Raw genomic sequence first — 20,596 nt, 5'->3', positions numbered from 1 at the left:
TAAATTACTGGGGCGCGTCCAGCCTTATCAGGCAAAAACCCCAGCTCGTACGTGCAAACGACCCGCGGGGGGTTACCTCAGGCGGCCGGCCTCGACGCGGACGGTCCGCGGCAACCGGGCGATGGTGGCCGGGCGGTGCGCGATCACGACCAGCGTCCGGCCCGACCGGAGCCGATCGACGGCGGTCTCCAGCCGGCCGGCCACCTCCGGGTCGAGGTCGGCGGTGGCCTCGTCGAGCAGCAGCACCGGCGGGTCGACCAGCGCGGCCCGCAGTAGCCCGACGATCTGCCGTTCGCCGGCGGACAGTCGCTCGCCGCGCGTCCCCAGGTCGGCGTCGAGCCCGCCGGGCAGCCGGGCGACCCACTCGGTCAGGCCGAGCAGCTCGACCGCCCGCGCCATCGCCGCCCGGTCCGGCGTTCCCGGGGCGAGCGCCAGGTTCTCGGCCAGCGTGCCGGTGATGATGTGCACCTGCTGCGGGATGAGGACGATGCGCGCCCGGACCTGCTCCGGCGACGCGGTCCGCAGATCGATCCCGCCGTAGCTCACCGAGCCCGTATCCGGCTCGTAGAGCCCGGTGAGGAGCTTGGCCAGCGTGGTCTTGCCGGATCCGGTGACGCCTACCAGGCTCGCCCGGTCGCCGGCCGGGAAGGCGACCGAGACGTCGCGCACCACGTCCGCCCCCGGCGCGTAGGCGTAGCGGAGGCGCTCGGCGACCAGGTCGCCCCGCGGCGGCAGGTCGGGAGCCGGCGACGAAGCCGGCGGCGGGTCGGCCGGCGGCAGCGCGTCCAGCAGGTCGACCAGCCGGGCGAGGCCGACCCGGGCGAGCTGGGCCTGGCCGGCGAGCCCCGACAGGGTGAGCATGCTCTCGAACAGGTTGCGCGTGGCGAGCACGAACACGACGACGGTGCCGACGCTGAGCTGCCCCGCCCGCACCAGCCAGACGCTGAGCAGCAGCAGCGCCGCCGTGGCCAGCCCTTCGAGCAGCCCGAACAGCTCCAACCGGCTCTGGACGGCGACGGCCCGGTCGTTCGCCGCCAGCAGTTCGTCGTTGTCGGCCCGGAACCGCCGGACCCACTCGTCCGGCCGCCCCGGCGCGACCAGCGCCTCCTGGGCGGTGAGCGACTCGGTGAAGGTCGCGGTCATCGCCGCGTCCGCCGCCGCCTGCCGGCCGAACGTCTCCGGGGAGGCCCGGTTGAACCAGGCCAGCACGGCGATCGCGATCGGCAGGAACAGGGCGATGAGCAGCAGTGACAGCAGCCACGAGTACACCAGCAGCATCACCGTCGTCAGTCCGATGGTGAGGGTGACGCCGAGCAGGTTGGGGAGCTGGTCGCGCAGGAACAGCGTCAGGTCCGCGATCTCGCCGGTCGAGCGGCGTAGCAGGTCGCCGGTGCGGTGGGCCTCGATGAAGCGCAGCGGGGCGCGGGCGAGGCGTTCGACGACGAGGTCACGCAGACCGCGGATCGTCCGTTCGCCGGCGTCGGAGAGCAGGATCTCCGACCAGCGCAGCATGACCAGGCGGGCCAGGACCACCGCGGTCAGCAGGGCGACAGCCCACCACAGCCGGGATCGGTCGCCGGCGGTCACCGCGTCGACGCCCCACCCGATGGCCGCGGCGACGGCCACCACCGCGGCCGTGCTGGCGACGCTGGCCAGCAACGCGACGGTCATGATCACACGATGCGGGCGCAGGTAGGGCCAGAAGCGCCGGAACACCCCCGCCGTCGACGGTTCCTCGGCCAGCATCCGGACCTCAGCCACTGACGCCTCCCACCCCGACGATGTGATCATCTCCGGTGCCCTCGGCCGGGTCCGCGGCCGCGCCGGCAGGCCCGGCGGCCCCGTCCTGGGCGGTCGGCGTGCCGTCCGTCCCGAGCCGGATCACCCGGTCGGCGACGGCGAGCACGGACGGGCGGTGCGAGATCACCACGAGCGCGACCTCGGGCGCCCACGCCCGCAGCCGGGCGAGGATGGTGGCCTCGGTCGCGGCATCCACCGCCGCGGTGACATCGTCGAGGATCAGCACGCCCGGCCGGCCGATCAGGCCACGGGCCAGGGCGAGGCGCTGGCCCTGACCGCCGGACACCGTCGCGCCGCGCTCCCCCAGCGCCGTGTCGAACCCGTCGGGCAGGCTGGCCACGAACTCGTCGACCGCGGCGACCTCGCAGGCCGCGCGCAGCGCCGAGAACTCGACCGCCCGACCGACGCGAAGGTTGTCCGCGACCGTCCCGGCCAGGATCAGCGGCCGCTGCGGCACCAGGCCGATCCGGCCGGCCAGCTCGACCCGGGTGACCCGCCGCAGGTCGACCCCGCCGAGGCTGACCACGCCCGTGGCCGGGTCCTCCAGCCGGCACAGCACGCGGGCGAGGGTGGTCTTGCCGCTGCCGGTCGGGCCGGTCACCGCGACGAACTCGCCGGGAGCGACGTGCAGGTCGACCGGACCGAGCACCCGGCGCCCGGCGCGGACGGCCGTCACGCCCCGGGCCACCAACGCACCGCCCGCCGGTGGGGTCTCGGCGTCCACCGGGTCGTCGTCGCTGACCGGCGTGTCGAGGATCTCGGCGATCCGGGCGGCCGCGACACGGGCCTGGCCACGCGAGGAGAGCAGATCCACCGCGATCGTGACGGCCAGCGTCAGGGTGGTCATCCACGAGGTGAAGGCGACCAGGCCGCCGACGGTGAGGTCGCCGTGCAGGGCGGCCGTCCCCCCGCTGGCCAGGCCCGCCGCGATCGCGAGGCGGGGGACGGCCGGCGGGACGGCGGTCCAGGACGCGGAGACGCGCGCGGTGGCCATCGTGTGGTCGGTGAGGGCGGCGCTGCGGTCGTGATGGCGGCGCACCAGCGCCGACTCGCCGCCCAGGCCACGCACCGCCGCGCTGGCCGACAGCAGGTCGTCCACCGCGTCGGCCCGGGCGCCGAACGCCTCCGACAGGCCCGTGTTGGCCGCGTCGAACCGGCCGGGGAAGTACGCGTTCGCCAGCGCCACCAGCGGGATCGTCACGACCCCGATGACCAGCAGCAACGGGTCGAGCAGGGCGAACGCGGGCAGCACGACGACGACCGTGACCACGATCCGGACCCAGATGGCCAGGCTCTGCACCCACAGCCGAACCAGGTCGACGTCGCGGGTGGCCCGCATCGCCAGATCACCGTGGCCGTAGCGGGCGAGGGCGGGCCGGTCGAAGGCCGCCACCCGCGCGACGATCGACGCGCGCAGCCCGTGGGCGACGCGGGCGGCGGCCCGGCCCGACCACCACAGGCCGCCGATGCCACCCAGCATGAACGCCACGGCGACCAGCAGCGTGGGGACGACCCAGGTGACCGTGCCGTGCACCGAGCGCGCGGTGATGCCGCGGTCGAGTGCGCGCTGGACGCACCAGGGCAGGGCGAGCATCGCCGCCTGCTGGACCACCGTGGCCAACGCGCCGAGGATCAGCTCGCCCCGTAGCCCGCGCAGCCGCGTCCACAGCAGCCGGCTGCCGGTCGAGCCGTTCACGCGCACCGCCCTTGACTGGATCGGGCCCGCGTCGTCCGACCACACCGCCCGGGCTGGTGGGCCACGGGTCGGGGCGACGGGCTGAAGGCCCGCAGCCCGTGTGATCGGCGACGGCGGGCGGTGACCGTCCACCCGACATATTAGGTATAGCTAACCTAAGTACCTGCGCAACGTCAACCTCTTCGCGGGCGTCCCGTCCAGCCGGACCGACGCGCCGACCGCGCCCGTCACGCCCGTCACGCCCGTCACGCCCGCCGCCGAAGCAGCAGGGCGGCGAGATACACCCCACCGACGGCACCGGTGGCCACGCCGACCGGCAGTTGGACGGGGGCGAACAGGCGTTGGGCCGCGAGGTCGCCGACCGCGACCAGCGCGGCTCCCGCGAGCGCGGTCGATACCAGCGGCGGCGCCGGCGCGGCGGTGAGCCGGCGAGCCAGCGGCGGCGCGGTGAGCGCGACGAACCCGACCGGCCCGGCGGCGGCCGTCGCCGTGGCGGCCAGCGCCGCTCCCACCGCGAGCAGCAGGAGCCGGCTGCGCTCGACGTCCACGCCGAGCGTCTGGGCGGTCTCCCGGCCCATCTCCAGGTAGGCCAGCCGCCGGCCGTGGAACAGGGCGACGGGCATCAGGATCACCAGGGCGAGGGCCAGCGGCCAGGCCTGGTCCCACCCCCGACTGTTCAGGCTGCCGATCAGCCACACCTGGGCGGCCACCGCGGCGGCCAGTGTCGCCCGGGTGATCAGGTAGGAGTTGACCGAGATGAGCAGCGCGCCGACCGCGATCCCGATCAGGATCAGGCGCGGTCCGGCCAGCCCGTGGCGGCGGGACAGCGCGTAGACCAGCGCGCCGGTGAGCAGGCCGCCGGCCACCGCGCCGAGCGACGCCTCCGCCGCGTTTCCGCGCAGCACCAGCAGGACGACGAGCGCCCCGGTGGCCGAGCCGGTGGTGAATCCGAGGATGTCCGGGCTGCCGAGCAGGTTGTTCGACACGCTCTGGAAGATCGATCCGCTCAGCGCCAGCGCGGCGCCCACCAGCAAGCCGGTCACCAGGCGGGGCAGCCGCAGGGAGTTGACGACGAAGTCCGTCCCGCCGTCGGCGTGCCCGAGCAGGGCGCGGAGCACATCCCCGACCGGGATCGGGTAGTCGCCCGTGGTCAACGCCACCAGCCCGGCGGCCACGATCACCACGCCGAGCCCGACGCTGACCGCGACGGCCCGCGGCGAGATCCGCACGGACACGGCATCGCCGCCGAACCGCCGGACCCGCTGGCGGCCCGACGGCCAGCGCGGCTCGCCGGCCGGCGCGAAGCCGCCGAGCGCGGGGCCCGTCACGGTTGGGCCAGGCGGGCTCGGCGGCACAACGCGATGAAGACCGGCGCGCCGACGAAGGCGGCGACGACCCCGACCCGCAGTTCCCCCGGGGCGATGATCACCCGCCCGACCAGGTCCGCCCCGATCAGCAGGATCGCGGCGAGTACGCCGGAGTACGGCAGGACCCACCGGTGGTCCGGCCCGGCGATCGCCCGCGCCGCGTGCGGGACGGCCAAGCCGACGAAGGTGATCGGACCAGCGGCGGCGGTCGCCGCCCCACACAGCAGGACCATGGCGAGCGCTCCTCTCGCCCGGGCCCGGTGTGGGTGGGCGCCCAGCGCGTGGGCGGACTGGTCACCGAGGGCGAGTGCGTTCAACGGGCGGGCGAGGCCGACCGCCAGCAGGATGCCGACCACGATGAACGGCCAGGTGGCCGCGAGGGCGGGGGCGCCCGGCGCGGACAGGGAGCCGACGTCCCAGAACCGCATCTGGTCGAACGTCGTGACGTCGAGCAGTTGGACGGCGTTGACGAACGCGCCGAGCAGGGCGGTCGCCGCCGCGCCCGCCACCACCAGGGTGGCCGGTGTCGCGGCACCGCGACCGGCCGAACCGATCGCGAAGACGGCTACCGAGGTGACCCCGGCACCGACGAAGGCGAACCACACGTAGCCGGCCGGGCTCGTCACACCGAACACCGAGATCCCCACGACGACAGCGGCGGAGGCCCCCATGTTGACGCCGAGCAGCCCCGGTTCGGCCAGGTCGTTGCGGGTCAGCGCCTGGGTGAGCGCGCCGGCCACCCCCAGCGCGGCGCCGACGGCCAGGCCGAGCAGGGTGCGAGGGATCCGCAGATCGTGCACGATGGTGGCGGCCGACGAGCCGTCGTCGTGCCACAGCACCCGCCAGACCACGGCGAACGGCAGATGGTTTGCGCCTACCCGCAGGCTGAGCAGGCACATCCCGGCCAGCGCGAGCACCGCCGCCGCCAGGCCCGCCAGGCGGACGCGCCCCGAGTGCCGGCCACGTGGGCCGATCCGGGCCGGCGGCGCCGTGGACGCCGTCACGGCGGCCGGGGTTAGCGCGAGCGGCCCACCCTCCGCCACTATCTGCACTTCGCCACTATCCGCACTTCTCGCCCCACAATCTGTCGATGGTTAAGTCAGCCTAACTTTGGCTAGGCTAACTTTATTGAGCCGGACGCTAGCCCGGCAACGCCCGTCGCGTCCAGAGCCCCGCCCGCCATCCGCGCCGGGCGGCGATCACCAATCAACGTCATCGAAAGGTCGTCGATTCGGCGGCCCCGACCGCCAGGGCATCGCCGCGTCGGCGCCGGCAGACCGCTTGACACGTCACGGCGACCCTCGGAAGATAAGTTAGGTTTACTTAAAATTACTGAGCGCGCCAATTTTGCTACCGACAGTTAGTCGGTGCGCCCGGAGACCGGAGGATCGGCTGTGGCAAGACGTCCGGCGTCCGCAGACCTCGGCATTTGGGACATCGTCGGAGTCGGTTTTGGTCCTTCGAACCTGGCTCTGGCGATCGCCGCCAGGGAACACAACGCGACCGTGTCCCCCGCGGCAGCACTACGGGTGTCGTTTCTGGAGCAACAACCCCGCTTCGGTTGGCACCGCGGCATGCTCCTCGAAGGAGCCACCATGCAGGTCTGCTATCTCAAAGACCTGGTGACGCTGCGCAATCCGGTCAGCGACTTCGGCTATCTTTCCTTCCTGCACGAACGGAACCGACTGGTCGACTTCATCAACCACAAGACCATGTTCCCGCTGCGCCAGGAATTCCACGACTACCTGGAATGGGCCGCCCACCGGGTGGACGACATGGTCGAATACGACACCCGGGTGGTCGACCTACGGCCCGTGCTGGTGGGCGGTGAGATCGCGCTGATCGACGTCGTCAGCGTGCGCGGCGACACCGGCGAGACGATCGTCCGTCGGGCCCGCAACGTCGTCGTCGCCGTCGGGCTCGAACCGAGCCCGCCGCCCGGCATCGAGCTGGGCGAGCGAGTCTGGCACAATTACGACCTGCTGAACCGGGTGGCCGACATGCCCGCTGCGGTGCGCCAGCGGTTCGTCGTCGTGGGCGCGGGACAGAGCGCGGCCGAGGTCACCGAGTTCCTGCACACCCGATATCCGCAGGCGGAGGTGATGGCCGTCTTCGCCCGCTACGGATACAGCCCGGCGGACAACAGCGCGTTCGCGAACCAGATCTTCGACCCGGCCGCCGTCGATGACTTCTACGAGTCCCCGACCCCGGTGAAGGAGATGCTCAACGCCTATCACCGAAGCACGAACTACTCGGTGGTCGACATCGGCCTCATCGACGAGTTGTACCGCCGCGTCTACCAGGAGAAGGTGCACGGCCGGGAGCGGTTGCGCATCATGCGTGCCTCCCGGCTGGCGGACCTGCGCCGGCTCGACGACGGCGTCGCCGTCGACGTCGAGTTCATGCCGACCGGACAGCGCGAGACCATCGAGGCCGACGTCATCGTCTTCGCCACCGGATACCGATCCCGGGACACGCGGCGCATTCTCGGCACGATGGCCGAGCACTGCCTCGACGACGCCGCCGGCCGGCTGCTCATCGGCCGCGACTACCGCCTGATGACCGGGCCCGACTCCGGCGCCGACCTGTATGTGCTCGGCGCCACCGAGCATTCGCACGGAATCTCCTCGACGCTGCTGTCCAACATCGCGATCCGGGCCGGCGAACTGGTGCAGTCGGTGGCCGCGCGCAGCGCCGAGGCGCAGGCGGCCAGGACCGGAGCCGGAGCCGGGCGCAGCGGCGAGCTCGGCGAGCTGGCGTCGCGCTGATCGGAAAAGTCTCGCGGGTCGAAGCGGGCTCGTGCGGCGCGCGGTGACGAGCGCGTGCCGCACGAGCCCGGGTCGGGACGAGGGCGGATCAGCCGGTCGCGGTGACCTTGGTGAGGGTCGGCTTGAGCTGGTCGAGCTGCCACGGGATGTTGAGGATGGTCGGGTTGTTGACCGCGCCGGCGGTGAAGGCATCCACCTGCAGGACCCGGCCCGCCTTGACCGCCGGAATCTCGGTGAACAGCTTGTTGGCGTTCATCTCGGTCTTCAGTGCCGGGGTGGCGTACCCGATCAGCATGAAGTCGGCGTCCAGGGCGCCGAGCTTCTCCATGCTCAGCGAGCGGTCGACCACGCTGGTCGTCACACCGGGCGCGAGCTTCATGCCGAGCTCGCCGTAGAGCTGCACCGACACCGTCTTCGGGTCGTCGATGACCGCCAGACCGCCGGGCTCGTAGTAGAAGGAGTAGCTGAACGTCCTGCCGACCAGGCCGGGCAGGTCGCCCTTGACCCCCTGGATGATCTTTGTGGTTGCGGCGATCGCCTTCTGGATGTCGGCGTCCCGGCCGACGGCCTTGCCGACGATGGTGCTGTTCTCCTGCCAGGTCGCGATGCCGGCGTCGTCGGTATAGCCGACGGTCGGCGCGATCTTGGAGAGCCGGTCGTAGTAGTCGGCCAGGCTGTAGAAGTTCGTGGCCAGGATCAGGTCGGGGCGCAGCGCGGCGATCTGCTCGAGGTTGAGGTCGCCGCTGGTGTCGAGGGCGGCGCTCTTCGACAGGTCGATCTTCCCCGCAAGCCAGGGAAAGACGCCGTCAGGCTTGTACTCGTTCTTCCCGTACGCGATCGGTGTGAGGCCAAGCGTCGCCAGAGTGTCCTCTTCGTAGCTGAGTGCAATGACCCGCTTCGGCTGGGACTTGATGACCGTGGCGCCGAACTTGTTCTTCAGCGTCACCGGAAAGACACTCGTTGCCGCGCTCGCCGACGCGGCCGTCCCGCCGTCGTCGCCACCGCCGTCGTCGCCACCGCCGCCGCTGCCGCAGCCGGCCGCAACGACCAGCGCCGCGACGGCCATGAACACCGCAGCCAACAGCTTCAGTCTTTTTCGCACCAGCACAACTTTCTCGATTGTGGCGATCATCCGCGTGCCGCGGCGTGCCCGCATGGTCGGAAACAGCAGGCAGATTGCTTGCCCAGAATGTTAGGTATACCTAACCTAAGTTGACCGAACTCGTCAACCCATGGACAGGGCGACCAGGCTCCGTAGGCGGGCCCCGACGGCAGGACCACCGGGTCCGCCAGGTACCCATCCGCCTTCCCGCATCCGGTGGATTAGGTTAACCTTCCCTACCTAGTGCCCCGAGATCGGTTGGGAGGAGTGATCTAGTGCCGCGACCCGCCACGTCCCACTCGTCGAGGGGGGCTCCGGCCGCGCCGTGGGCCCACTCCACCTGATGGCGACCGGCAGCGCCGCGCTCGACCTGGCCGAGTTGCGACGTCCCGTCGGCGGTCGCATCACGCTGGCGGCCGCACTGCAGGCTCTGGCCACGGTGCTGGCGATCGCCCCGGCAGTCGCGCTGGTGGAGATCGCGCGCCGGCTGCTGAGCGGGCCGGGGCAGTCGGTGTGGCCGCTGGCCTGGCTCGCGGTCGGCCTGCTCGTGGCGCGCTTCGCGCTCTACGCCGCGGCAGGCCTGCTCAGTCATCTCGCCGACGCGGACCTCGCCTACCTGCTGCGTCGGCGCCTGACCGAGCAGGTGAGCGCGCTGCCGCTGAGCTGGTTCGCCGGCGGGGTCTCGGCCCGGATGCGCGCGACGGTGCAGGACGACGTGGCGACGCTGCATCACGCGGTGGCCCACGCTCGCGGCGACCTGGCTTCGGCGGTGGCCGGCCCGGCGGTGGTGGTCGGCTACCTCCTCTGGGTCGACTGGCCCTTGGCACTGGTCACGGTGGCGCTCGTCGCCGCGGCCCAGGCGATCCGCATGCGGCTCGCGGTCCGGGCGACCGATCAGGTCAGCCGGATCGCCGCGGCCAACAACGAGCTGACCGCGGCCGTGCTCGAGACAGTCCGGGGCATCAGCGTCGTCAAGGCGTTCGCCCGCGGCCGGGGCGCGCCCCGGTTCACCGCCGCCGCGGCCGAGTATGTCGATGCCGACGAGCAGGCCCAGCGCATCTTCCTGCGGCCCCGCGGGGTGGCCCGGGCGACGGTGGCCCCGGCGACCATCCTGTTCGCGGTCGCTGCCGTCAGCACCGGGCTGGTTGCCGCCGGGTGGAGCGATCCGGTGGACCTCGTGGCCTTCGCCCTCCTCGGGGTCGGGCTGTTCGACCAGATCACCCCGATCTACCTGGCCCAGGACCTGCGGGAACGCTCCCGGGACGCGGCGGTCCGCATCGGCGACCTGCTGCGCGAACCCCGCCAGCCCGTTCTCGAGCCCGCCCGCGCCCGCCCGGTGGGCACCCCACTGACGGTGGAACTCGACGACGTCCACTTCCGCTACCCGGACGGCCACGGTGTCCTGCGCGGCGTCAGCGCGACGCTCCGGCCGGGCACGGTGACGGCACTGGTCGGCCCGTCCGGGGCCGGGAAGTCGACGCTGGCGATGCTGCTGGCCCGCTTCGCCGACGTCACCGGTGGCGCCATCCGGCTGGGCGGGGTCGACCTGCGCGACATCGACCGGGACGAGCTGTACCGCAATGTCGCGTTCCTGCTGCAGGACGTCGTCCTGCTGCGCCGCTCGATCCGCGACAACATCGCCCTGGCCGTTCCCGAGGCGTCCGACGAGGCGGTGCGCGCCGCCGCCCGCGCGGCGGCCGTCGACGACCGCATCCTCGCACTGCCGCGCGGCTACGACTCGGTGGTCGGCGAGGACGCGCACCTCTCCGGCGGGGAGGCGCAGCGGGTCGCGATCGCCCGCACCCTGCTGGCCGGGACGCCGATCGTGCTCCTCGACGAGGCCACCGCGTTCGCCGACCCCGACTCGGAGGCCGCGATCCAGGACGCGCTGGCCGAGCTGGCCGCGGGCCGGACCCTGCTCGTGATCGCACATCGCCTGTACACGGTCACCGAGGCCGACCAGATCCTGGTCCTCGACGACGGCCGGCTGGTCGAGCACGGCCGCCATGACGAGCTGCTCGCCACCGACGGACGCTACGCCCGGCTCTGGCGGGCCCAGCAGGGCGGTCGGGCGTGACCGCGCACCTGCGCGGCCTCGTCCCGGCCGACCAGCACCGGCCGCTGGGCCGGTACCTGGCGGCCGTGACCGGCTACGCCGTCAGCGAGGGCGTCGCCTTCGGAGTGCTCGTCCCGCTGCTGACCGCCCTGATCGACGGCCACCCGGCCACTGCGGCCTGGTGGCTCATCCCGCTCACCGCCGCGGCGGCGGCCGGCTGGTGCGCGCACTACTACCTGGGATCGCGGGCGTTGCGGCTGTCCTCGGCCTGGCGGCGCGCGCTCTACGCACGACTCGGTGACAAGCTTCTGACCTTGCCGTTGGGCTGGTTCGACGGTCCGTCGGCCAGCCAGGTCCCACAGCTGATCATCGGGGACGTCGCACGGGTCGCCACCACCGTCTTCTTCGCCGAGGCCCTGATCGGCGCGGTCCTGACCCCGGTCACGATCGGGGTGTTCATGCTCGGCTTCGACTGGCGGCTGGGGCTCGCCGCGCTGCTCGCCGTCCCGATCGTGCTCGTCGCCGTCTCGATCGGCAGCCGCCTCACCGAACGCACCGAGGCGGCCAACCACGCCGCGACCGTCGAGGCCGGCAGCCGGCTGGTCGAGTTCGCCGGCGCCCAGCCGACGCTGCGGGCCACCGGCAGCACCGCCGCCGGCCGGGCCGCGCTGGACGAGGCGCTGGCCGCCCAGCACCGCGCCGCCCGGCGCGAGATCGTCGGCTCCCTGCCGGGCGAGTATCTCGGCGCGCTCGGTATCCAGCTCGCCTTCACGGCCCTGTTCCTCGCCGGCCTCGCGCTGGTCACGCACCATCACCTCAGCCCGACCCGGATGATCGTCCTCGTCGTGCTGGGCATCAGCCTGCTCCGCCCGCTTGACGCCCTGGTCGGCCTCAGCGCCGCGGTGCGTTCCGCGCAGGCCTCCGCCCAGCGGATCGACGAACTCCTGGCGGTCGAACCGCTCCCGGAACCCGTCACCGGCCGCCGGATCGACCAGGGCAGGATCGAGCTCACCGACGTCCACTTCGCCTATCCCGGCAGCCCCCACGGCCCGAGCCTCGAGGCGACGGATCCCGAGGAGGGGACGAGTCCCGAGGTGCTGAGCGGCCTGACGCTGACGATCCCGGCCGGGCGCACCACCGCGCTCGTCGGCCCCTCCGGCGGGGGGAAGACGACCGTCACCAAGCTGATCGCCCGCTTCCACGACGTCGGCTCCGGCTCGGTGCGCATCGGCGGGGTGGACGTCCGCGACCTCACCAGCCGCGACCTGCTCAACCACATCGCGCTCGTGTTCCAGGACGTCTACCTGCTCGACGGCACCGTCGAGGACAACATCCGCTTCGGCAACCCCGACGCGACCCCGGAGCAGGTCCGCGACGCGGCGTGCCGCGCGCGGGTTGACGCGATCGTCGCCCGGCTGCCGGACGGCTGGGCCAGCCGCGTCGGCGAGGGCGGCCGACTGCTGTCCGGCGGCGAACGCCAACGCGTCGCCATCGCCCGGGCCCTGTGCAAGGACGCGCCGATCGTGCTCCTCGACGAAGCCACGGCCTCCCTCGACACCGAGAACGAGACCGCCGTACACGCCGCCCTGGCCGAGCTCGCCGCCGACCGCACTGTCCTGATCATCGCGCACCGGCTGGACACGATCGTCCGAGCCGACCAGATCGCCGTCCTCGACGGCGGCCGGGTCGTCGAGTGCGGCCGGCACGACGAGCTGCTGGCCCGGGACGGCCGGTACGCCGCGTTCTGGCGTGAACGCGAACGCGCGCGCGGCTGGCGGTTGCGCCGCGACGATCAGGAGCCCGCCGCGCCGGTAAGTCCGTGAGGCGCTGGGAGTCGGTCGGTGGTCGAGGGTGGCGACACCGTCAGTGCCCGGCGGTCCACCTTCCCGCCGGCGGTGACGGGGAGCGTGTCGACCACGGTCACGGCACTCGGCACCATGTACCGGGGCAGCAGCTCGGCGCACCAGGCCAGCACCTCGTCGGCGAACGTCCCGCCCCCGGCCCGCTCGGCCTCGGCGACCACGGCCTCGGCGACCACGGCCTCGGCGACCACGGCCTCGGCGACGGCGACGGCGGGCACGACGAAGGCGAGCAGGCGGGGCGCGGCGACGTCTCGGGACAGCACGACCGCCGCCCGCCGTACCCGGGGGTGCTCGGCCAGCGCCGCCTCGACCTCCTCCAGCTCCAGCCGCATGCCGCGGATCTTCACCTGGTTGTCGGCGCGGCCCACGAACTCCAGCCAGCCGGCGCTGTTCCAGCGGGCGAGGTCACCGGTCCGGTACATCCGCGCGCCGTCACCGGCAAACGGGTTGGCGACGAAACGCGACGCGGTCAGCGCCCCGTTGTGCACGTAACCGCGGCCGAGCAGAAAACCGGCCACGTACAGCTCGCCGACCGCGCCGGAGGGCACGGGGGTCAGCGCGTCGTCGAGGACGTGGAGCTGGGTGTGCGGATTGGGTCGGCCGATCGAGGCGGCGAGACGCTCGGCGCTGTCCCGATAGATGACGTGCGAGACACCGATCGTCGTCTCGGCCGGGCCATACCCGTGGTAGAGCGCGGTGTCGACCTGAGCGCGGAAACGCGCGAAAAGCGCGGGGGTCAGCACCTCGCCACCGCACCACACATGCCGCAGCGAGCTGAGCGCGGGCGTCCCCTCCGCCGCCTCCAGCAGAATGTCCAGCATCGACGACACCAGGTAGACGAAGGTGACCCGCTCCCCCTCGATGAGCTTGAGCAGGTATCCCGGATCCAGCTCACCGTCCGGTTCCGCGACGACCACCCGGCCGCCGCAGACGAGCGGCAGCAGAATCTCGTTGATCGAGATGTCGAACGACAACGGCGCCTTGAACAGGGACGCATCGTCCGCGCCGAAGGCGAACAGATCCCTCACCTGCCAGCGCAGCCGTTCGGCTATCGCGTCGTGCCGGATCATCGCCCCCTTGGGGGTCCCGGTCGAGCCGGACGTGAAGATCACATATGCCAGCCCCGCGGGCAGGATCGGCAGGTCGAGCGGCTCGGACGATTCGGCGCCCCAGGCCCAGGCGCCCAGCTCGACCGGCACGGCCGACACCCCGTCCACCAGCCCGCCGGCCGGCGCCGGCGCCTCCGGGCCGGTCACGATCAGCCGGGCCCGCGCGTCGGCCAACACCCGCCGGCGACGCTGCTCGGGCCAGGCCGGCTCGACCGGAACGAACGCCCCGCCCGCGACCATGGCCGCCAGCACCGCGACGACCATCTCCGCGGATCGGATCAGCCGGATGCCGACAACGTCCTCCGGCCCGAGACCGCGGGCCCGCAACGCCCGGGCGAGCTGGAACACCCGGGCGCCGAGCTCGGCGTAGGTCAACCGCACTCCGGGGGCGACGAGAGCGGCCGCGTCCGGCGAGCGTCGCACCTGGGCGGTGAACAGATCGGCGACGGTCGTGGTCAGCGCGGGCAGGGTGCCGTCGTTGCAGCCTTCGAGCGTCGTCGGCGGCTCGGTCGAGCCGGCCGGCGGCACAGGTTCCTCAGAGCGCAGGCTCACAACCATTCCCATCTGTGCTCGGTGCACCGGGGCGGCGGTCCGATGCCGCGCGGAGCCACGGGTCGGGTGTGTCCCCGGGGCGGAACCCGTGCAGTCACCGATCACCGGCGGCCCGCGCCGATAAGGTAGGCACACGCGTAGATAAGGTTAGGTTTAGCTAAGACTTTGCCAGCTTGTAGTCAGTCGCGCCTCCTGTCAAGGGAACGCCCCTCGCCGACCAGCCCCGCGGCCGGCGCCGAGACCCCGCCGCGGCATGGCGAAGCCGTTCTTCCGCAGGCCGTTGGCGTAGACGCCGTGTTCGACCAGCGTCAGCTTCCGGGTGTCCTGGTCCGTGGTGCTGAACAGCCGCTTGCCCGCGCCGAGCAACAGCGGGAAGACGAGCGGGTGATAGCGGTCGATCAGGCCCGCGTCGAAGAGTCCGTGGTTCAGCGAGGCGCTGCCAGGGACGATGATCGGGCCACCCTCGGGGTGCCGGACGCGCCCCGCGACTCCGGCTCCACGACGGCCGTCAGGGTCTAGGTTGTTGATGTACCGACTCTCGCGGAACCCGCGAACCCACCGGTTCTGCGCCACGCCGGTGCGGGTCGCCGAACCGATCCGGTCCTAGGAGGCACCCATGAGCGACCAGCAGGTACGGATGATCGTCCTGTCGACGGACGATCTCGAGGAATCGATCAAGTTCTACACCGAGACCCTCGGCTTCCCGCTGAAGTTCCGCGACGGTGCCCACTACGCGGCTCTCGACGGCGGCTCCGTGACCATCGCCCTGGCCACCGCGGTCGATCATCCCATACCCGGCCAGGTCGTCGTGGGCATCAAGACCGACGACGTCGACGGCGCAGCCAAGGCGATCGAGGAGAACGGCGGCGCCATCGTGAAGGGCCCCTACGACGACGCTCACGAGCGCCGCGCCGTGGTGTACGACAACAAGGGCAACGGCCTGGTCTTCTACAAGTCGCTTCCGCGCTGACGCACCTTCGAACCGCTCCCCCGCTGGCCGGTCACCGGCCAGCGGGGGGCGGCTCAACCCACGCGTCCCGCGGCACGGCGGCGCCGAACCACCGAGGGAGCTGGTCGAGCAGATCCTGCTGATCGCCACCGACCCACGCCACATGGCCGTCCGGCCGCAGCAGCGCCGCGGGCACGTCCAGTTCCTCGCTGACGTCGACGACGTGGTCGACCCGATCTGCCCACCCCGCCGCCGAAAGCCGGCCGGTCTGGTCGAGCAGCAGTCCGCGGCCGCCGTGCATCAGCCCGTAGAGGCGACCCCGCTTCAGCCCGACATCCCGCAGCCGGCGGCCGACGAGCGGATGCTCGTCGCCGAAGTCGTAGCGGATCCCGATCGCAGTGATCTTTTCGATCAGATATCGATTCACCTCGTCGAAATCCATCAGTTCCGACACCAGCCGGCGCACTGATGCCGGACCCGGCTCGGGGGACAGCAGCACGGCCTGTGCGCGGGTGTTGTCCAGCACGTCGGCGGCGACCGGGTGCCGTTCGGTGTGGTAGCTGTCCAGCAGCCCCTCCGGGGCCCAGCCGCCGATCTCGGCGGCCAGTTTCCAGCCGAGGTTGAAGGCGTCCTGGATCCCGAGGTTGAGGCCCTGGCCGCCCATCGGCGGGTAGATGTGCGCCGCGTCGCCGGCCAGCAGCACCCGGCCGGTTCGATAGCTCTCGGCCTGCCGGGTGGCATCGCCGAAGCGGGAGAGCCAGCGCGGTGCGTGCGCGCCGAAGTCGGTGCCGGCGAACACCCGCACCCGCTGCCTGAACTCCTCGAGGGTCGGCGGGACCGAGCGGTTCTCGGCCACCCCCTCGGCGGGCACGATGATGCGGTACACCCCGTCGCCGATGGGAATGGCACCGAACCGCACATGGGTCCTGCGGACGTCGGCCACCACGGCGGCCAGCGTCTCCGGCGGCACGGTCACCTCCACCTCGCCCAGCAGCGTCTCGACCCTGGTCGGCTCGCCGGGGAAGCCGACGCCGAGCAGCTTGCGCACCGTGCTGCGTCCACCGTCGCAGCCGACGAGGTAGCGCGAGCGCAGCCGAGTGCCGTCGGCCAGCGCGGCGGTCACCTCGTGTTCGTCCTGGCTCAGTCCGACCAGTGCGGTGCCGCGCCGGATCTCGGCGCCGAGCTCGGTGGCGCGCTCGGTCAGCAGACGCTCGGTGCTGTTCTGCGGGATGCCGAGGATGTACGAATGTGCGGTGTCCAGCCGGTCCGGCCACGGCCTGGTGATGCCGGCGAAGAAACCGCCGACCGCGTACTGCTTGCCGAGCGCGAGGAACCGCTCCAGCAGACCGCGCTGGTCCAGCACCTCGATGCTGCGCACGTGCAGACCCAGCGCGCGGGCGTGCCCGGTCGGCGCCGCCTCGCTGTCCACCACGAGCGCGTGCACGCCGTGCAGCCGCAACTCGCCGGCCAGCATCAAACCGGTCGGTCCGCCGCCGACAATGATCACGTCAATCATGAACCGCCCATTCATTGAGATTGCATTTCGGCCAGCGGCTCCGCACGGTCCGGTCCGGTCGCGCACACACGCGAACACACGCACGTCGCGAATCCCTGAATTCCACAGGTTCTGGCTTCGCCGGCGATTCTGCAGCACGACCCGGGTCTTGCCGCAAGCCCCCCAGTGTGCTATACATTGAGAGTGACAGGAAGTCGCCATTCTTCCTGTGGAGGCGAGGCTTTGCACTATCCGGTCGAGGCGATCTCCCGGAGCTGCGCCAGAACATCCCTGGCGATCCGCTGGAACGGCGTCTGGTCCGGGTCCTCGACCCATTGCTCGAAGGCGACGTGCATGATGGTCGTGCCCGTGCGGGCGGCGAGGGCGGCGGTGGTGTCGCCGAGCCCCCGGGCGCGCAGCGCCCCTGCCATGGCGGCGGCCAGTGACGCGGCCTTGATCAGCTCGCGTTCCTGCAGCTCGTGACTGGAGGCGATGATCCGGTGCCGCGGGCCGGCGAACTCACGGACCTCTTCGAACCGGATGGCGGCGGCGTCCAGCGCCGCGCCGATCAGGCCGAGAGCCGAGGCGGACGCGGGGGCGGCCTCGATGGCGGCCACCATCTGCTGCTCCAGTAGCTCCGAGCCCCGAAACAGCACCTCACGCTTGTCCGTGAAGTACCGGAAGAACGTTCGCTTCGTCAGCCCCGCGCGTTCCGCGATCTCCGCGACGGTCGTCTCCTCGTACCCGCGCTCGCCGTAGAGGGCCAGGGCCGCCTCCTGTAGCCGCACCTGCGCATCCGGCTGCCATCTGCCCATGCGACCAGACTAGCGATGACACCTGGTGTCATGGCCATGTTAAGGTGATGGCACCAGGTGACATCAGCGTTCCGGGAGGGTTCCCATGCGTGTTTTCGTGACTGGCGCGTCCGGACACATCGGCTCGGCGGTCGTGCCCGAGCTGCTGCAGGCAGGCCATCAGGTCGTGGGGCTGGCGCGTTCGGACAGCTCGGCCGAGGCGCTCGCGGCCGCAGGCGCCGAGGTCCGGCGCGGCGACCTGGACGATCTCGACGGGCTGCGCGAGGCCGCCGGGGCGGCCGACGGCGTCATCCACCTCGCCTTCAAGCACGACCTGATGGGGTCCGGCGACTTCCCCGCCGCGATCGCCGCCGACTTCGCCGCCATCAAGGCGCTCGCCTCGGCCCTCGAAGGGACGGGCAAGCCGCTCGTCACCTCCTCCGGCACGCTCATGCTCACCCTCGCGGGCATCACCGGACGGCCGGGCACCGAGGCCGATTTCGCTCCCGGCGGTCCGCGGGTCGACGCCGAGAACTTCGTGATCGGGCTGGCCGAACGCGGCGTGCGGTCGTCGATCGTCCGGCTACCTCCGATCGTGCACAGCTCGCTCGATCACCACGGCTTCGCGCACATCCTGATCGGCGTCGCCCGGCAGGCCGGCGTGTCGGCGTACGTGGGGGACGGGGCCAACCGGTGGCCTTCGGTGCACACGCTCGACGCGGCGCGGGTGTACCTGCTGGCGCTGGAGGGCGCCCCGGCCGGGAGCCGGCTCCACGCGGTCGCCGACGAGGGCATCCCCTTCCGTGACATCGCGGCCGCCATCGGCCGCGGGACCGGCCTGCCCGTGACCAGCGTCTCCGCCTCGGACGCCGGCGAGCGCTTCTCCTTCCTCGGCGCGTTCGTGGGGGTGGACAACCCGACCTCCAGCGAGGTGACACGAAAGGTGCTCGGGTGGGAGCCGGCGCATCCGGGACTCATCGAGGACCTGGAGCAGGGCCACTACTTCGGGCAGGGCTGAGCGGATCCGTCGCGGGTGCAGGTTCGCTGTGCGGCGCTCGCTCTTCGCTGTGCGGCGCTCGCCACAGCCGAGCGGGATCGATCTTGACCGGGAAGGCCGAACCGACGTAGCGCCCGGGGCGCCGGCCGGAGGATCAGCGTCACCGGCGCGAGCCGCGGGCCGCCAGCTCCGCGAGCTCCCCCAGTTCGGCCAGCCACAGGTCCGCCAGCGTCTCCTGGCGGGGCACGCTCGCGCTCGCCGTGAACGTGACACGGGCATGCTCGCCGTAGCCGAACAGGCCCACGGAGAGGTGCTGGCGGCCGACGAAGAGCGGAGGCAGCCCGACCAGTCCGGTCACCGGCCGCCCCGCGACGGCCAACCGGCAGCGCAGGCTCCCCGGGTTGGAGGCGACGAGAGCGACCTCGCGGGTGCGCGCGCCCGAGCTTGCGACGTGGGCGAGGAAACGCTGCGAGGCACCGGGCGACAGCTCGGCGAGGGCGAGATGCCGGCGCTCGACCACGCCCAGGCCACCGCCCCGCTTCAACCGGCGCGTGAGCGCGGCGACGCGGACGAGCCGCCGGCCGGGATCCGGTTCGCCGCAGGGCAGGGCGAGGCGGACCCCGGTGGTGAAGTTGGACATCAGCTCCTGTTCGGCGCTGGTCCGGATGCTGATGGGCATCAGCGCGTGGATGGGCCGATGCGGCCGGCGCCATTCCGGCAGCGACCACTGCCGCAGCGCGCCGGCGAGGGCCGCGAGATAGACGTCGTTGATTGTGACCGCATGCCGTCGGGCGATCCGCCGCAGCGCGTCGAGTTCCGTCGTCACCCAGGTGTGGCGGGCCGGTCCGCGGGCCGGCCCACCCCAGGCCGCCAGGGCCCGGGTGGGTGCCAGCCCCCGCAGGTTGCGACCGGCGAGGCGCAGGTAGTCCCCCGTCCGGGGGACGGGAAACGCCGGCGGCAGGGCCAGGGCCGTCTCGTCCCCCTCACCGAACAGCAGGTGTAACGCCCGGTAGAGGGCCCCGCCGTCCTGGTGCACATGACTCGCCCGATAGAGCACCAGGGTGCCGGGGACGGAGTGCCCGCGCAGGAGGTGAAGCATCCACGGCGGTCGACCGAGGTCGACGGGCCGGGTGGCGAGCCGATCGATCGTGCGACGCAGGCCCTCGTCGCCCGACCCCTCCGGGACAGCGGTGACGACCACATGATCGTCCACGTTGACGTCGCCACGCGAGGCCCACCGGGGCGAGGCCTGCTCGGCCTTCGCCCCGCGGCCGTGGCTGTCCTGAGCAGGCGACGCGACGGACTGGAGTCGTTCGGTGAGACGTGGCGCCGCACGAAGCCGGTCCGCGACGTGCGCCCGCAGACCGGCGAGGTCCAGCGGCGGCCCGCCGACGTACAACAGCACACCGATGTCGAGGAACTCGCCGGGGAAACGGCGGGTGAAGGCCAGGAAGGCGTGATCGCCCATCGTCAGAGACCGATCGTGCACGGTGCCCTCCCCTTCCACGGTCGGGTATGCCTGGGAATCATCGCAGCAGCCCGAGTTCCCGCGCCGTGGCGGCGTCCGTATCTTCCCTGCGCCAGCATCGATCGGACGGTCCGGCGAGGATCCGAAGCCGCCGCCCTGTCCCCGTCCCCGCGCGGGGACGGGGACAGGGCGGCTTGTCTGGTGTCCGCGGTGCCCGCGCGAGGCTAGTAGACCGTCGCCACTAATGTTTGGGGTATAGGTGGCGGAGTTTGGTGCGGGCGTCGGCGGTGGTGAAGTGCCAGTGGACTTGGCGCTGGTCGGNGTTGACGGCTGTCTGCCAGGCGGCGAGTTCGGTGTTGAGCACGTCGAGGTCGTCGATGCGGCGGTCGAGGCATTGGCGGGTCAGTGCGGCCAGTTCGATCTCGGCGATGTTGAGCCAGGAGCCGTGTTTGGGGGTGTGGTGGATCTCGAGGCGCCCGGCGAGAGCGAACGCGACGGCGGGGTCGAAGGCCTCGTAGAGCGAGGCGATGCCGTGGGTATTGAGGTTGTCCATGACCAGCACCACCCGCTCGGCGTGGGGG

Annotated in this window: 16 protein-coding genes; 5 read left to right on the top strand and 11 right to left on the bottom strand. The window is 72.2% G+C overall.

Translation table 11 applies throughout. The features are described 5' to 3' along the window. Positions 1-72 precede the first annotated feature (72 nt). The 4 genes from FF36_RS22250 to FF36_RS22235 all read right to left on the bottom strand — a co-directional run bounded on the left by FF36_RS22250 (position 73) and on the right by FF36_RS22235 (position 5,915). Positions 73-1,761, bottom strand: coding sequence for an ABC transporter ATP-binding protein (locus FF36_RS22250; protein ID WP_044887084.1), 1,689 nt, complete (start codon positions 1,759-1,761; stop codon positions 73-75). After that, positions 1,754-3,496, bottom strand: a complete 1,743-nt coding sequence (locus tag FF36_RS22245; protein WP_082122135.1) for an ABC transporter ATP-binding protein — start codon at positions 3,494-3,496, stop codon at positions 1,754-1,756. Before FF36_RS22245 ends, FF36_RS22250 begins: the two co-directional genes overlap by 8 nt. A gap of 245 nt (positions 3,497-3,741) precedes the next feature. Continuing rightward, positions 3,742-4,824: a FecCD family ABC transporter permease gene (locus FF36_RS22240; RefSeq protein ID WP_044887083.1), complete on the bottom strand. Its 1,083-nt coding sequence runs from the start codon at positions 4,822-4,824 to the stop codon at positions 3,742-3,744. After that, positions 4,821-5,915: a FecCD family ABC transporter permease gene (locus FF36_RS22235; protein ID WP_052681310.1), complete on the bottom strand. Its 1,095-nt coding sequence runs from the start codon at positions 5,913-5,915 to the stop codon at positions 4,821-4,823. The genes FF36_RS22240 and FF36_RS22235 overlap by 4 nt, the downstream gene beginning before the upstream one ends. Positions 5,916-6,257: 342 nt before the next feature. Between FF36_RS22235 and FF36_RS22230 the strand changes: the two genes are divergently transcribed. Further along, on the top strand, positions 6,258-7,631 hold the full coding sequence (locus FF36_RS22230; protein WP_044887081.1) for a lysine N(6)-hydroxylase/L-ornithine N(5)-oxygenase family protein: 1,374 nt from the start codon (positions 6,258-6,260) through the stop codon (positions 7,629-7,631). 88 nt (positions 7,632-7,719) lie between these two features. Here FF36_RS22230 and FF36_RS22225 read toward each other — a convergent pair whose 3' ends face one another. Then, on the bottom strand, positions 7,720-8,733 hold the full coding sequence (locus FF36_RS22225; protein WP_242422742.1) for an iron-siderophore ABC transporter substrate-binding protein: 1,014 nt from the start codon (positions 8,731-8,733) through the stop codon (positions 7,720-7,722). Positions 8,734-9,058: 325 nt separating this feature from the next. On the opposite strand from FF36_RS22225, the gene FF36_RS22220 reads away from it, so the two are divergent. Further along, positions 9,059-10,810 carry an ABC transporter ATP-binding protein gene (locus tag FF36_RS22220; RefSeq protein ID WP_242419412.1) on the top strand — a complete coding sequence of 584 codons (1,752 nt, stop codon included), beginning with the start codon at positions 9,059-9,061 and terminating at the stop codon, positions 10,808-10,810. Continuing rightward, positions 10,807-12,612, top strand: a complete 1,806-nt coding sequence (locus tag FF36_RS22215; protein ID WP_044887079.1) for an ABC transporter ATP-binding protein — start codon at positions 10,807-10,809, stop codon at positions 12,610-12,612. Before FF36_RS22220 ends, FF36_RS22215 begins: the two co-directional genes overlap by 4 nt. On the opposite strand, the gene FF36_RS22210 is transcribed toward FF36_RS22215, so the two are convergent. Both FF36_RS22210 and FF36_RS22205 read right to left on the bottom strand, forming a co-directional pair. After that, positions 12,582-14,324, bottom strand: coding sequence for an amino acid adenylation domain-containing protein (locus FF36_RS22210; RefSeq protein ID WP_044887078.1), 1,743 nt, complete (start codon positions 14,322-14,324; stop codon positions 12,582-12,584). The two genes, FF36_RS22215 and FF36_RS22210, sit on opposite strands and share 31 nt — an antisense overlap. A 183-nt stretch (positions 14,325-14,507) precedes the next feature. Further along, on the bottom strand, positions 14,508-14,885 hold the full coding sequence (locus FF36_RS22205) for a dihydrofolate reductase family protein (RefSeq protein ID WP_242419413.1): 378 nt from the start codon (positions 14,883-14,885) through the stop codon (positions 14,508-14,510). A 43-nt stretch (positions 14,886-14,928) separates the two neighbouring features. On the opposite strand from FF36_RS22205, the gene FF36_RS22200 reads away from it, so the two are divergent. Next, a complete protein-coding gene (locus tag FF36_RS22200) occupies positions 14,929-15,282 on the top strand; it encodes a VOC family protein (protein WP_044887077.1) in 354 nt (117 codons plus the stop codon). Between the two features lie 31 nt (positions 15,283-15,313). On the opposite strand, the gene rox is transcribed toward FF36_RS22200, so the two are convergent. Next, complete coding sequence (rox, locus tag FF36_RS22195) at positions 15,314-16,978, bottom strand: rifampin monooxygenase (RefSeq protein ID WP_242419414.1); 1,665 nt, start codon at positions 16,976-16,978, stop codon at positions 15,314-15,316. A gap of 26 nt (positions 16,979-17,004) precedes the next feature. Beyond that, complete coding sequence (locus FF36_RS22190; protein ID WP_242422740.1) at positions 17,005-17,544, bottom strand: TetR family transcriptional regulator; 540 nt, start codon at positions 17,542-17,544, stop codon at positions 17,005-17,007. Between the two features lie 112 nt (positions 17,545-17,656). On the opposite strand from FF36_RS22190, the gene FF36_RS22185 reads away from it, so the two are divergent. Further along, a complete protein-coding gene (locus FF36_RS22185) occupies positions 17,657-18,568 on the top strand; it encodes an SDR family oxidoreductase (protein WP_044887074.1) in 912 nt (303 codons plus the stop codon). A gap of 139 nt (positions 18,569-18,707) precedes the next feature. Here FF36_RS22185 and FF36_RS22180 read toward each other — a convergent pair whose 3' ends face one another. Continuing rightward, entirely contained in the window at positions 18,708-20,036 is a 1,329-nt protein-coding gene (locus FF36_RS22180) for a wax ester/triacylglycerol synthase domain-containing protein (protein ID WP_236706196.1), read from the bottom strand. Between the two features lie 301 nt (positions 20,037-20,337). After that, on the bottom strand, positions 20,338-20,596 hold a 259-nt coding region (locus tag FF36_RS22175), incomplete at both ends, for a transposase (RefSeq protein ID WP_242422568.1).

The organism is Frankia torreyi (assembly GCF_000948395.1).
GTDB classification, from domain to species: domain Bacteria; phylum Actinomycetota; class Actinomycetes; order Frankiales; family Frankiaceae; genus Frankia; species Frankia torreyi.
The sequence above is the reverse complement of the archived record's forward strand: the minus strand, read 5'-3'. Positions and strand labels throughout refer to the sequence as shown.